The sequence below is a fragment of the Streptomyces sp. NPDC020958 genome, from assembly GCF_055562175.1.
Genome location: NZ_JBVHFU010000006.1, coordinates 260,515 through 273,701, shown reverse-complemented (window position 1 = coordinate 273,701; position 13,187 = coordinate 260,515). Strand labels below are relative to the sequence as shown.

General features: G+C 72.2%; 12 protein-coding genes. 7 read left to right on the top strand and 5 right to left on the bottom strand.

The genetic code is table 11. The features are described 5' to 3' along the window. Positions 1–74: 74 nt before the first annotated feature. The 3 genes from ACZ3KP_RS20500 to ACZ3KP_RS20490 all read right to left on the bottom strand — a co-directional run bounded on the left by ACZ3KP_RS20500 (position 75) and on the right by ACZ3KP_RS20490 (position 3,909). A complete protein-coding gene (locus ACZ3KP_RS20500; protein ID WP_467501153.1) occupies positions 75–1,046 on the bottom strand; it encodes an aldo/keto reductase in 972 nt (323 codons plus the stop codon). A 167-nt stretch (positions 1,047–1,213) separates the two neighbouring features. Then, positions 1,214–2,641: an argininosuccinate lyase gene (argH, locus tag ACZ3KP_RS20495; protein ID WP_467501152.1), complete on the bottom strand. Its 1,428-nt coding sequence runs from the start codon at positions 2,639–2,641 to the stop codon at positions 1,214–1,216. 74 nt (positions 2,642–2,715) lie between these two features. Beyond that, entirely contained in the window at positions 2,716–3,909 is a 1,194-nt protein-coding gene (locus tag ACZ3KP_RS20490; protein ID WP_467501151.1) for an argininosuccinate synthase, read from the bottom strand. 188 nt (positions 3,910–4,097) lie between these two features. Between ACZ3KP_RS20490 and ACZ3KP_RS20485 the strand changes: the two genes are divergently transcribed. Further along, entirely contained in the window at positions 4,098–4,970 is an 873-nt protein-coding gene (locus ACZ3KP_RS20485) for a hypothetical protein (RefSeq protein WP_467501150.1), read from the top strand. A gap of 147 nt (positions 4,971–5,117) precedes the next feature. Further along, positions 5,118–5,822, top strand: coding sequence for a L,D-transpeptidase family protein (locus ACZ3KP_RS20480; RefSeq protein ID WP_467501149.1), 705 nt, complete (start codon positions 5,118–5,120; stop codon positions 5,820–5,822). A gap of 11 nt (positions 5,823–5,833) precedes the next feature. Here the strand turns inward: ACZ3KP_RS20480 and ACZ3KP_RS20475 are convergent, their stop codons facing one another. Beyond that, positions 5,834–7,324: a sensor histidine kinase gene (locus ACZ3KP_RS20475; protein ID WP_467501148.1), complete on the bottom strand. Its 1,491-nt coding sequence runs from the start codon at positions 7,322–7,324 to the stop codon at positions 5,834–5,836. Then, complete coding sequence (locus ACZ3KP_RS20470; protein ID WP_358978402.1) at positions 7,321–8,061, bottom strand: response regulator transcription factor; 741 nt, start codon at positions 8,059–8,061, stop codon at positions 7,321–7,323. Before ACZ3KP_RS20470 ends, ACZ3KP_RS20475 begins: the two co-directional genes overlap by 4 nt. Positions 8,062–8,211: 150 nt before the next feature. Here ACZ3KP_RS20470 and ACZ3KP_RS20465 point away from each other — a divergent pair, with 150 nt between their 5' ends. Genes ACZ3KP_RS20465 through ACZ3KP_RS20445 form a run of 5 tightly spaced genes read left to right on the top strand, consistent with a single transcriptional unit; the run spans position 8,212 to position 13,184 of the window. Continuing rightward, on the top strand, positions 8,212–9,570 hold the full coding sequence (locus ACZ3KP_RS20465; protein WP_467501147.1) for a ferredoxin reductase family protein: 1,359 nt from the start codon (positions 8,212–8,214) through the stop codon (positions 9,568–9,570). Positions 9,571–9,580: 10 nt separating this feature from the next. Continuing rightward, on the top strand, positions 9,581–10,093 hold the full coding sequence (locus tag ACZ3KP_RS20460) for an FMN-binding protein (RefSeq protein WP_467501146.1): 513 nt from the start codon (positions 9,581–9,583) through the stop codon (positions 10,091–10,093). A gap of 59 nt (positions 10,094–10,152) precedes the next feature. Further along, complete coding sequence (locus tag ACZ3KP_RS20455; RefSeq protein ID WP_165939376.1) at positions 10,153–11,535, top strand: ferredoxin reductase family protein; 1,383 nt, start codon at positions 10,153–10,155, stop codon at positions 11,533–11,535. Positions 11,536–11,581: 46 nt separating this feature from the next. Then, a complete protein-coding gene (locus tag ACZ3KP_RS20450; RefSeq protein ID WP_467501145.1) occupies positions 11,582–12,388 on the top strand; it encodes an FMN-binding protein in 807 nt (268 codons plus the stop codon). 55 nt (positions 12,389–12,443) lie between these two features. Further along, positions 12,444–13,184 (top strand): FAD:protein FMN transferase, encoded by a 741-nt coding sequence (locus ACZ3KP_RS20445; protein WP_467501283.1) that lies wholly within the window; start codon positions 12,444–12,446, stop codon positions 13,182–13,184. The last annotated feature ends 3 nt before the right edge of the window (positions 13,185–13,187 follow it).

Below are 13,187 nucleotides of genomic sequence, written 5' to 3'. Positions count from 1 at the left end.
GTCTCATGACGGGCATGCGTGACTCATGGGTGGTGGGCAGGGGGGCTCGCGGGGGTGGCGGGGAACTCCGCGGCTCAGTGCCAGGGCAGGCTGCCGCGGTGCTCCCAGTAGGCCCGGGGGTCCTCGGCGAGGGCGGCGAGGCGGGTCAGCTGGTCCTCGTCCAGGTCGACCACGGCCGCGTGCAGGTTGGAGGCCAGCTGGGCGAGTGTCGCCGCGCCGGAGAGGACGACTCCGGCCCAGGGCCGGCGCAGTACGAACGCGAGCGCCACGGCGTCACAGCCGAGGCCGGTCTCCTCGGCCACGGCGCGTACCGCGTCGGGGGCGTGCGGGGCGGCGAGCCGGCCGTTGGCCATGCCCTCCTTCACGATCACCGTCAGTCCGGCCTCGTGCGCCTCGGCCAGGGCGGCGGCCGCCGAGGTCTCCAGGACGTTGAACGTCGACTGGACCGCACGGAAGAGGGGCTCGCCGTCGACCGTGACGGCGAGGGCGGCCCGGATGGCGTCGGCCTGGGCGGGGCCGCTCGTGGAGAAGCCGACGGTGAGGCCGCCGGCCGCCGCTTCGGCGAGGCGGGCGTGGAGTTCCTTGTCGGTGAGGGCGGGACTGTCCGGGGTCACCGAGTGGATCTGGTAGAGGTCGAGCCGGTCACCGAGGAGTTCCGCGGTCTCGGCGCGCTGGCGGTCGTAGGTCTCGACGCTGTGGTCCTTGACCTCGTGCTTCTCGGCGTCCGTGGTCCAGTCGGCGGTGTAGGTGTAGCCCCACTTGCTGCCGACGACCACGTCGGTGAGCTCCGGTCGGGCCGTGAGCCAGCCGGCGAGGAACTCCTCGCTGCGGCCGTAGGAGCGAGCGACGTCGACGTAGCGGACGCCCTGGGCGTAGGCGGCGTCGAGGAGTTCGTGGGTGCGGGCGCGGAGGGCTTCCACGCTGCGGTTCTCGCCGAGGTCCGCCTCGCGGCCGAGGTTGATGTAGCCGGGGCGGCCGACCGCGGCGAGGCCCAGGCCGATGTGGCAGGTCGGCGTCGTTGCGGTCGCCAGGCGGGCGAGGGGCATCGCGGGCTCCGGTTCGGTCGGCTGCGTCGGGCTATTGACCAACGTAACCCGTGACGCCCTTCGGTTCGCCGTTCAGCTCGGGGGGTGCGGTGCGTCGGCGCGTGCGGGTGGGTGGGGCTGCTCGCGCAGTTCCCCGCGCCCCTTTCAGGGCGCGGGGAACTGAAGTTCTACTTCTTCGCGTCGGCCCACTCGTGCTGCCGGGCCACGTCCGCCTTGACCTCGGTCAGCTGCACCGCCACCGCGCTCGGGGCCGTGCCGCCGCGGCCGTTGCGGGAGGCGAGGGCGCCGGGGACGTTGAGGACCGTGCGCACCTCGGGGGTCAGGTGGGCGGAGATCTTCGCGAACTGGTCGTCCGTCAGTTCGTCCAGTTCCTTGTTCTCGGCTTCCGCGGCCTTCACGCACTCGCCGGCCACCTCGTGGGCCACGCGGAACGGCACACCCTGCTTGACCAGCCACTCGGCGATGTCGGTGGCGAGGGAGAAGCCGGCCGGGGCCAGTTCCTCCATGCGCTCGCGGTTGACGGTGAGGGTGGCCATCATGCCGGTGAAGGCGGGGAGCAGGACCTCCAGCTGGTCGCAGGAGTCGAAGACCGGCTCCTTGTCCTCCTGGAGGTCGCGGTTGTAGGCGAGGGGCAGCGCCTTCAGGGTGGCCAGGAGGCCGGTGAGGTTTCCGATCAGGCGGCCCGACTTGCCGCGCGCCAGCTCCGCGATGTCCGGGTTCTTCTTCTGGGGCATGATCGACGAGCCGGTGGAGAACGCGTCGTGCAGGGTCACGAAGGAGAACTCCTTCGTGTTCCAGATGATGACCTCCTCGGCGATCCGGGAGAGGTTCACGCCGATCATCGCGGTGATGAAGGCGAACTCCGCCACGAAGTCGCGGGAGGCCGTGCCGTCGATCGAGTTGCCGACGCTGCCGTGCTCGAAGCCGAGGTCGGCCGCCACCGCCTCCGGGTCCAGGCCCAGGGAGGAACCGGCCAGCGCGCCGGACCCGTACGGGGAGACCGCCGTGCGCTCGTCCCACTGGCGCAGCCGCTCCGCGTCCCGGGACAGGGACTGGACGTGGGCCAGCACGTGGTGGGCGAAGAGGACCGGCTGGGCGTGCTGGAGGTGGGTGCGGCCGGGCATCGCCACGTCCGGGTGGGCCTCGGCGAGCCCGATCAGGGCGTCCTGGAGGTCGGCGATCAGGCCGCCGATCACCCGGGCGTGGTCCCGGAGGTACATCCGGAAGAGGGTCGCCACCTGGTCGTTGCGGGAGCGGCCGGCGCGGAGCTTGCCGCCGAGGTCCGGGCCGAGGCGTTCCAGGAGGCCCCGCTCCAGGGCGGTGTGGACGTCCTCGTCGGCGATCGTGCCCACGAAGGAGCCGGCGGCGACGTCGGCCTGCAGCTGGTCCAGGCCCGCGATCATGCGCTGGAGCTCGTCCTCGGTGAGCAGGCCCGCCTTGTGCAGCACGCGGGCGTGGGCGCGGGAACCGGCGATGTCGTAGGGCGCGAGCCGCCAGTCGAAGTGGACGGACGCGGACAGCTTCGCCAGGGCCTCGGCGGGACCGTCGGCGAAACGGCCGCCCCAGAGCCGTACGTCACCGCTGTTGCTGCTCACTTGCGTTGCTCCTAGAGAGGGTTGACGGGTGGGCCAGATCCTCGCAGATCTGTGCCTGTCTGTGCCTGGTCTCGCTATGCCTGGTCCCGCTTGGCCGCGATCTTCGACGACAGGCTGTAGATGTCGATGAAGCCCTTGGCCGCGGCCTGGTCGAAGGTGTCGCCGGTGTCGTAGGTGGCGAGGTTGAAGTCGTAGAGGGAGGACTCGGAACGGCGGCCGGTGACGACCGCGCGGCCGCCGTGCAGGGTCATCCGGATGTCGCCGGTGACATGCTGGTTCGCCTCGTCGACGAACCCGTCCAGGGCGCGCTTGAGCGGGGAGAACCACTGGCCGTCGTAGACGAGTTCGCCCCAGCGCTGCTCCACCTGCCGCTTGTAGCGGGCGAGTTCGCGCTCGACGGTGACGTTCTCCAGCTCCTGGTGGGCGGTGATCAGCGCGATCGCGCCCGGAGCCTCGTACACTTCGCGGGACTTGATGCCGACGAGGCGGTCCTCGACCATGTCGATGCGGCCGACGCCCTGGGCGCCCGCGCGTTCGTTGAGTTCCTGGATCGCCTGGAGCACGGTGACCGCTCTGCCGTCGATCGCGACCGGGACGCCCGCGTCGAAGGTGATGACCGCCTCGTCGGCCTCGCGCGGGGTGGCGGGGTTCTGGGTGTACTCGTAGACGTCCTCGATCGGGCCGTTCCAGATGTCCTCCAGGAAGCCGGTCTCCACGGCGCGGCCGAAGACGTTCTGGTCGATGGAGTACGGGGACTTCTTGGTGGTCGCGATCGGCAGGTTCTTCGCCTCGCAGAAGGCGATGGCCCTGTCCCGGGTCATCGCGTAGTCGCGGACCGGGGCGATGCAGGTGAGGTCGGGGGCCAGGGCGACGATGCCGGCCTCGAAGCGGACCTGGTCGTTGCCCTTGCCGGTGCAGCCGTGGGCGACCGTGGTGGCGCCGTGCTTGCGGGCGGCGGCGACCAGGTGCTTCACGATCGCCGGCCGGGAGAGCGCGGAGACCAGCGGGTAGCGGTCCATGTAGAGGGCGTTGGCCTTGATCGCCGGGAGGCAGTACTCCTCGGCGAACTCGTCCCTGGCGTCGGCGACCTCGGCCTCGACCGCCCCGCAGGCGAGGGCCCGCTTGCGGATGACGTCCAGGTTCTCGCCGCCCTGGCCGACGTCCACCGCGACGGCGATGACCTCGGCGTTCGTCTCCTCGGCGATCCAGCCGATGGCGACGGAGGTGTCCAGCCCGCCCGAGTAGGCGAGTACGACGCGCTCGGTCATGGGTCCCTCCTCCCGTACATCCGCTTACTATGCATGAGTATGCAGAGCAATGCATGATTCGTCAATCCGCCGGGGTCGCGGACGGATTCTCAGAAAGGTTTGAACAAACGAAACCGCTTACCCGTACCCATCCCTGAACGCTGGCGCCGCGTTTGTAAACCCACCTCTGACCCAAGTGAGGCATCCGCATGTCCAGGGCTCTTCCGAAGTACAACAAGCGTCGTGTCGCGATCATCGGCGGTGCCGCCGCCGTGGCGCTGTCCGGTGCGGTCATCGCCGGTTCGGCCCTGGCCGGAACGCCGGACAACAGCAGCGGTACCGCCAACGCCCGCACCTTCGCCGCCTCGCCCGGCACGATCACCTGCCCGGACGTCGCCTCGAAGCTGCCGGCGATCCCCGCCACCGCACAGGCGGAGGTCACCCGCAACCTCGCGCTCCTCCAGACGCAGATCCAGGAGGCCAACAAGCGGCTGGTCGACACCGTGGGCCAGGGTGGGCCCAACTTCGTGAACAACGCGATCCTCGGTCCCCTCAAGGACAAGCGTGTCGCGACGGTCAACCGGATCGCGACGGCGATCGGCCGTACGGCCGCCAAGCCGACCGGTCTGGACGCGCTGGCGCCGTGCACCCTGAACGCGGGCGGCACGAACACGAACACCGGCGCCGGTACGGCGACGGGCTCGACGGCGGCCTCCGCCGCGCCGGGCAAGGCGGCCAACCAGCAGCAGTCGGCCGGCAACGCCGGGACGAACGCCGGCAACAGCGCGGTGGGCACGATCAGCTGCCCGGACGTCGCCTCGAAGCTGCCGGCGATCCCCGCCACCGCGCAGGCGGAGGTCACCCGTAACCTCACGCTCCTCCAGACGCAGATCCAGGAGGCCAACAACCGGCTCCAGAGCACGGTCGGCCAGGGCGGCCCGAACTTCGTGCAGAACGCGATCCTCGGCCCGCTGGCGGACAAGCGGAAGTCGACCATCGACCGCATCGCCATCTCGATCGGCCGTACCGCCGCCAAGCCGACCGGCCTCGACTCCCTGGCCGCCTGCACGCTCACCAAGTGACGTGACAGGCAGCCGTGGCCGCCCCGCGTACAGCGCCGGCCGGGGCGGCCACGGTGACGTCCGGCGACGCACGGCGCCCGGCGCCGTGGCACCCCGGACGGCCCACCCCGGCTGCCGGCGCCGCTGCCCGCGCCTACGGTCTGAGCCATGCGCCCAGGCCTCCCCGCCGTCCTCGTCTCCGCCTGCCTGCTGCTGCTCGGTGCGGCTCCCGGGACCGGGGACCCCGCGCCCCTGCCCGCCCTGATGGCCGACACGGGCGGCGGCAGCCAGCTGATCACCGCCGAGGCGTCCGCGCCGAGCGCGACCTCCGGGACCCTGACCTGGTGGGAGCGCCGGGGCGGCGGCTGGGTGAAGGAGGGCTCCGCCGCTGCCCGGTTCGGGGCGAAGGGCCTGGTCGAGGGGGCCGCACGGAAACAGGACACCAACACCACCCCTACGGGGTTGTACGACCTCCCGTTCGGCTTCGGACTGCGGGCGGCGCCGACCGGGACCCTGGTCGAGTACCGCGCGGTGACCGCGGGTTCCTGGTGGTGCCAGGACACCGGTTCGGCCTCCTACAACCGTTGGGTGGAGCCGTTGCCGGGCGACTGCCGGGCCGCGGAGTCGGAGCGGTTGTCGTCGTACCCGGAGCAGTACGCCCACGCGCTGGTGATCGGGTTCAACTACCGGAAACCGGTGCGGGGCCGGGGGGCCGGGATCTTCCTCCATGTCAACGGGGCGGGCGCGACCGCTGGATGTGTGTCGGTGCCCCGGGACGCGATGCGGCGGATCCTTCAGTGGGTCGACCCGAGGAAGGGACCGCACATCGCCGTGGGGACCGCGACCGGGAACACGGCGCTCACCCGGTACTGACCGCCCTGCCGCTAGGCGGCAGGGGTCGTCGGCAGTTCCACCGTGAAGGTGGTCGCGCCCGGACGGCTCTCCAGGGTCACCGTCCCCCCGTGCGCCTCCACCACCGCCGCCACGATCGACAGCCCCAGGCCCGCTCCTGCCCCCGTCGCGTCCTGGCGGCGGCGGTGTTCCGCCCTGGTGAAGCGTTCGAAGACGCCCGGCTGGATGTCGGCCGGGATGCCGGGACCGTCGTCGTGGACGTGCAGGACCGCCCGTCCGCCGTCCGTCTCCAGGGTCACCGTCACCTTCGTACCGGCCGGTGTGTGCAGGCGCGCGTTGGCCAGCAGGTTGGCCAGCACCTGGTGGAGGCGGTGGGTGTCGCCCGGGACCGTGACCGGGTCCTCCGGGAGGTCCAGGGACCAGCGGTGGTCCGGGCCGGCGGCGCGGGCGTCCGTCACCGCGTCCAGGACCAGTCGGGTGAGGTCCACCGGGGTGCGTTCGAGGGGGCGGCCCGCGTCCAGGCGGGCCAGCAGGAGGAGGTCGTCGACCATCTCGCCCATGCGCGCGGACTCGGCGGCGATGCGTTCCAGGGCCCGGGTGATCTCGGGCGGCACCGGGCCGGGATGGAACAGGGCGAGTTCCGCGTGGCCGCGGACCGAGGCGACCGGAGTGCGCAGTTCGTGGCTGGCGTCGGCGGCGAAGGTGCGCAGGCGTTCCTCGCTCGCGTGGCGTTTGGTGAGGGCGTCCTCGACATGACCGAGCATGCGGTTGAAGGCGGTGGCCACCCGTCCGACCTCGCCACGGGGGTCGGACTCGGGCGCCCGGGGCGGCAGTGCCACCTCACCGCTGGCGAGGGGCAGCTCGCTGACCCGGGTGGCGGTGGCCGCGACCCGGCTCAGGGGGCGCAGGGACCAGCGGACCCAGAAGGCGCCGGCCACCCCGGCCACGGCCAGGGCGAGACCGAAGACCACCGCGGCGACCAGTTCCAGCCGGTGCACGGTCGCGTGCACGGGCTCCAGGGGCAGCCCGGTCATCAGGACGTCGCCGTCGAGGCCGGTCCAGGCCACGATCCGGTAGTCGCCGATCGACCGCAGGCGGACGGTGTGTCCCCTGCCGTTCGCCGGCACCTCGGCCAGGGCCGTGCGGTCGCGTGCGGTGAGACCGACGGTCAGGTCCGGATCGTCGTCGGCGGGGATCAGGGCCGCGTTGGTGATCCGGCCGTTCACCAGGCGCGCGCCGAAGGTGCCGGCGGCCTGGCGGCGGGTGTCGCCGTGCTCGTCGCCGTCCCGGTCGCTGGGTTTGATCCTGCCGTGTTCGAGGGACTGCGGGAAGCTCGGGCCGCTCTGCTGGAGCTGCTGGTCGACGCGGCCGGTGAGGAAGCCGTTCAGTTCGACCACCGCGGCGACACCGACGGCCGCGCAGCTCACCGCCAGCAGCACCACCAGGCCCGCGGTGAGGCGGGCCCGCAGGGTGCGGGGGAAGCGGGGGCGGGGCAGGTGCCGTAGCCGTCGCAGAGGATTCACCTGGTCACCGGCTTGAGGACGTAACCCGCGCCGCGGACCGTGTGGATCATGGGATCGCGGCCCGCGTCCACCTTCTTGCGCAGGTAGGAGATGTACAGCTCGACGACGTGGGCCCGGCCGCCGAAGTCGTAGGACCAGACCCGGTCGAGGATCTGGGCCTTGCTGAGCACCCGGCGCGGGTTGCGCATCAGGAAGCGGAGCAGCTCGAACTCGGTCGGGGACAGCTCGATCAGTTCACCCGCCCGGGTGACCTCGCGGGCTTCCTCGTCCATGGTGAGGTCGCCGACCGTGAGCCGGGGCCCGTCCTCCTGCTGGCGGGCCATGCCGGCCCGGCGCAGCAGGCCGCGCAGCCGGGCGACGACCTCCTCCAGGCTGAACGGCTTGGTGACGTAGTCGTCACCGCCCGCGGTGATACCGGCGATCCGGTCCTCGACGGCGTCCCGGGCCGTGAGGAAGAGCACACAGACGTCCGGCTTGACCCGGTGCAGCGAGCGCAGCACGGCGAAGCCGTCGGTGTCCGGGAGCATCACGTCGAGGACCACCGCGTCGGGCATCAGCTCCTGTGCCGCGGTCAGCGCGGTGGCGCCGTCGCCCGCGGCGCGGACCTGCCAGCCCTCGTAGCGCAGGGCGCCGGTGAGCACCTCCGCGAGGTCGGGGTCGTCGTCGACGACGAGGACGCGCAGCGGGGTGCCGTCGGGGCGGGTGAGGGCGGGACGGCCGGAGCGGGTGGTGTTCATCGCGTCTACCAGCATCTCTCCTCCGGGCGGCGAGCAGTGCCCGGAGGTGCTCTGAGTTTCCTCTGAGTGGGCTGGGACGGGCCCGCTCAGAGGTCCCTCAGAGGTTCGCGCTGCACAGTGGGCGTCCTGACCGGAGAAAGGACGCCCCTCATGACGACCGTGGACGAACGGCGCACGGCCCCGGCCGCGCACGCCGTGGCCACGCGCCGCTCCCCCGCCGTCGCCGTGCTCACCCTGCTGTGGGCCGGGGCGGCGGCCGTGCTCGCGCTGTGGTGGTCCGACACCGGCTCGATCGTCGGTGCCGCGGGCTGGCTGACCGGGGCCGGGCGGATCGCCGGACTGCTGTGCGGGTACGCCTGTGCGGTGCTGGTCGCGCTGATGGCCAGGGTGCCGCTGCTGGAGGTGCGGGTCGGGTCGGACCGGGTGGCCCGCTGGCACGCGATGGCCGGCCGGTACACGGTGTGCCTGCTGGTCGCGCATGTCGTGCTGATCCTCACCGGGTACGCGGCCCAGGACCATGCCGGGGTCGTCCGCGAGGCGGTCGACGTCGTCCTGCACTATCCGGAGATGCTCAAGGCGACCGCCGGCACGGCGATCCTCTTCGCGGTCGGCATCACCTCGGCCCGTGCGGTGCGCCGTCGTACCAGCTACGAGTTCTGGTACTACGTCCACCTGCTGACCTACGCGGCCGTCTTCCTCGCCTTCGGCCACCAGCTGGCGCTCGGCAACGACCTGAACGGCAAGCCGGTCGCCACCGCCTTCTGGTACGCGCTGTACCTGGGGGCCGCGGCCCTGGTGCTGTGGTTCCGGGTGCTGGCGCCGGTCCGGCTCAACCTCCGGCACCGGTTGCGCGTGGAGTCCGTGCAGCAGGAGGCGCCCGGCGTGTACTCGGTCGTGATCCGAGGGCGGCGGATCGACGCACTGGGCGCCCAGGCAGGGCAGTTCTTCCGCTGGCGGTTCTTCGGCGGCGAGGGCATGGGCTGGACGTCCACGCCCTACTCGCTGTCCGCGCCGCCGCGCGGCGACCTGCTGCGGATCACCGTCAAGGCGCTCGGCGACCACAGCGCGGCCGTGCCGCTGCTGCGGCCCGGCACCCGGGTGTGGGCGGAGGGCCCGTACGGCTCCCTCACCGCCGACCGGGCCACCGCCCGGCGCTCCCTGCTGATCGCGGCCGGGGTCGGCGTCACCCCGCTGCGGGCGCTGTTCGAGACGCTGCCCGGCGAGGTCACCCTGCTCTACCGGGCCCGCACGGCGGAGGACCTGGCGCTGGGCGGCGAGCTGGAGGCGATCGCGCGGTGGCGCGGGGCCCGGGTGCTCTACGCCCTCAACGGCCCGCGGGGCGAACGCCCCGCCCTGACGGCCCAGGCGCTGCGCGCCACCTTCCCCGGTCTCGCCGCACACGACGTCTACATCTGCGGTCCGCACGGCTTCGCCCAGGAGATGTACGACGCGCTGCGGGCCGCCGGGGTGCCCGACCGCCGTATCCACCACGAGTCCTTCGAGCTGTGAGGCCGCTGCCGTGCACGCACTGAACAAGAACCGCCCCCTGCGCAGGGTCATGCTGGCGAGTGCCACGACCGTCTCCGGGATCGTGCTGCTGCTGGCACTGAAGCCGCACACCAGCCCGACGGTGATCACGGACTCGGCGGCTCCGGCGCCGTCGAGCAGCGCGAGCGCCACACCGGGCGCGACCGCCGGCTCCGGCACCGGCACCGGTTCCGGCAAGTCGGGCAAGTCCGGCAGCACCGGCACCGGCACCAGGACCGTCACCGGCAACACCGTGCAGACCCGCTGGGGGCCCGTCCAGGTCCGGGTGACCGTGAAGAGCGGCAAGATCACCGATGTGACGGCCGTCCAGTACCCGCAGGACAACCCGCACGACCAGCAGATCAACAGCTATGCCCTGCCGCAGTTGCGCAGCGAGGCGCTGGCGGCGCAGAGCGCGAGCATCGACACCGTCTCCGGGGCCACCTACACCAGCGAGGGTTACCAGCAGTCACTCCAGTCCGCACTCGACTCCGCGGGACTCTGAACAATCAGGCGGTACGGCACGTACCTGTGGGCCAAGGGTCAATTCCCCACGGAGGAACCGTGACCACCACACTCGCAGGCGGACGTGCCGCCCGCCGCCAGACGATGCGCCGCATCCGCCCGCGCCGCTCCCCGGCCGTACCGCTGCTGCTCGCCGTGTGGGCGGGCGCGGCGGCCGTGCTCTGGCTGTGGTGGCACAACACCCCGTCCATCGCCGACACCAACGGCAAGATACTCAACGCGGGCCGTATCACCGGTCTGCTGGCCGGCTACCTGATGGCACTGGTCGTGCTGCAGATGGCCCGGGTGCCGGCGCTGGAGCGGCGGGTCGGCTCCGACCGCGTCGCCCGCTGGCACGCGATGAGCGGCCGCTACACGCTCTGCCTGGTCTTCGCGCACGTGTTCCTCATCATGTGGGGCTACGCGCTGCAGGCGGGCAAGACGCTGAACGACATCGTCCAGCAGACGATCGACTCCATCAACCAGCTGCCCGACATGGGCAAGGCCGCCATCGGCACCGGTCTCTTCGTCGTCATCGGCCTCACCTCGATCGGCCCGGTCCGGCGCAGGCTGCCGTACGACACCTGGTACCACGTGCACGTGCTCACGTACGGCGCGGTGTTCCTGACGTTCTGGCACCAGATCACCACCGGGAACGACTTCGCCCTCACCCCGGCCGCCAAGACCTTCTGGTACGGCCTCTACGGCACCGTCACCCTGCTGGTCGTCTGGTACCGGATCCTCACCCCGATCCGGCTCAACCTGCGGCACCGGATGCGGGTCGAGGCGGTCATCGAGGAGACGCCGGGCATCGTGTCGGTGCTGATCGGCGGGCGCAAGCTGCACCGGATGGGCGCGGAGGCCGGCCAGTTCTTCCGCTGGCGGTTCCTGGCGCCCGGGATGCGGTTCAGCTCGCACCCGTACTCCCTGTCGGCGGCCCCCCGCCCCGACATGCTGCGGATCACCGTCAAGGCGATCGGCGACCACAGCGCGCGGCTGCGTGAACTGCGGCCCGGGACCAAGGTGTGGGCCGAAGGGCCGTACGGCGCGATGACCGCGTCCCGGCGCAGCCGCGGCAAGGTCCTGCTGGTGGCGGGCGGCGTCGGGATCACGCCCATGCGGGCGCTGTTCGAGACGCTGCCCGGCGCCGCGGGCGACCTGACCCTGCTCTACCGGGCCAACACCACCCAGGACCTGGCCCTGTGGGACGAACTGGCGAAGATCGCCGAGGAGCGCGGGGCCAGGCTGATGTACGCGGTCAACAGTCCGGAGGGCGAGCGTCCCGACATCTCCGCGGAGAACCTCCAGCGGAAGATCCCGGACATCGACGACCACGACGTCTTCATGTGCGGCCCGCCCGGGTTCGCACAGGGCGTGTACGAAGCACTGCGCGGCGCGGGGGTTCCCGCCCGCCGCATCCATCACGAGTCGTTCGAGATGTGAGCGACGGGACCACTCGGGAATCCAGGGAATCGGGAGTTCGGGAACGATGAGGAAGAGTCACCCCATCAGGCGGGTGGTGCTGGCCACCGCGGCGACCGTGTCCGGTGTCGTGCTGCTGCTGTCGCTGAAGCCGTCGTCGGACCCGGCGGCCGCGTCCGCGGCGGGCGCGGCGCCGTCGGCCGCGGCGGCCGGGCAGGAGTCGCCGCAGGGCGGCACCGGGGCCGCCGGCGCCACCACGGTGGACGGGGCCGCGACCCAGACGCAGTACGGGGTCGTGCAGGTCCGGCTGACCGTGGCCAACGGCAAGATCACCCAGGCCCAGGCGATCCAGGCGCCCAAGGGCGGCACCAGCGACCAGAAGACCGCGTTGTCGGTGCCGCAGCTCAACAAGGAGACGGTGGCGGCGCAGAGCGCGAACATCGACTCCGTGTCCGGGGCGACGTACACGAGCACCGGGTACAAGCAGTCGCTGCAGTCGGCGCTGGACAAGATGAAGCAGGCGGCCTCCTCGTCGTCCTCCTCGGGCTCCTCCTCCGGCTCCTCCTCGGGTTCCTCTTCGTCGGGGTCCGCGCAGGCGCAGGCGAAGACGGTGACCGGGCAGGTCGCGCAGACCCAGTACGGGGCCGTCCAGGTCCGGATCACCGTCGCGGGCGGGAAGATCACCAAGGCGGAGGCCGTCCAGGCGCCCAAGGGCGGTCTCAGCGACCAGAAGACGGCGCTGGCCGTGCCGCAGCTCAACAAGGAGGCGGTGGCGGCCGGCAACGCGAACATCGACTCCGTCTCCGGCGCCACCTACACCAGCACCGGCTACAAGCAGTCGCTGCAGTCGGCGCTGGACCAGGCAGGTGGCTGAGGCGGTGGCGGAGCCCGCGGAGGCTCCCGCCGCGGTGCGGCACGCGGAGGAGGTCATGGGGACCGTCTTCTCCTTCGACGTCCGCGGCGGGGATCCGGAAGCGGTACGGGCCGCCCTGGAGGAGGCGGTGGCCGGGCTGCACCGGGTCGACGAGGTGTTCAGCACCTACCGCGACAACAGCCAGGTGTCCCGGCTGGCGCGGGCGGAGATCGAGGTCGCGCAGTGCGATCCCGAGGTCGCCGAGGTGCTGGAGCTGGCGGCCGAGGCGGAGCGGGTGAGCGACGGCTGGTTCAGCACGCGCTACCGGGGCCGGCTCGATCCCACCGGCATCGTCAAGGGCTGGTCGGCGGAGCGGGCGGCCCGGGCGCTCGCCCGGGTGGCCGGGGTCAGCGGCGTCAGCGTCAACGGCGGCGGCGACGTGCAGATGCTCGGCGCGCCGGAGCCCACGCGGGCGTGGCGGGTGGGCATCGCGGATCCGCTGCGGCCAGGCGGGCTGGCGGCGGTCATCTCCGCGGCGGGCGTGCCCGAGTTGTCGGTCGCCACCTCGGGCACGGCGGAGCGGGGCGCCCACATCGTCGATCCGCGGACGGGCAAGTCGGCGGTGACGGACCTGGTGGCGGTGACGGTGGTGGGCCCGCGGCTGACGTGGGTGGACTGCTGGGCCACGGCGGCGTTCGCGATGGGGTCGCGGGCCGGGCTGGCCTTCCTGGAGTCGCTGCCGGACGTGGAGGGGCTGCTGATCACGGCCGGTGACGAGGTGCGGTGCACCGGGGGACTCGCGGCGCGGCTCGGCTGAGCA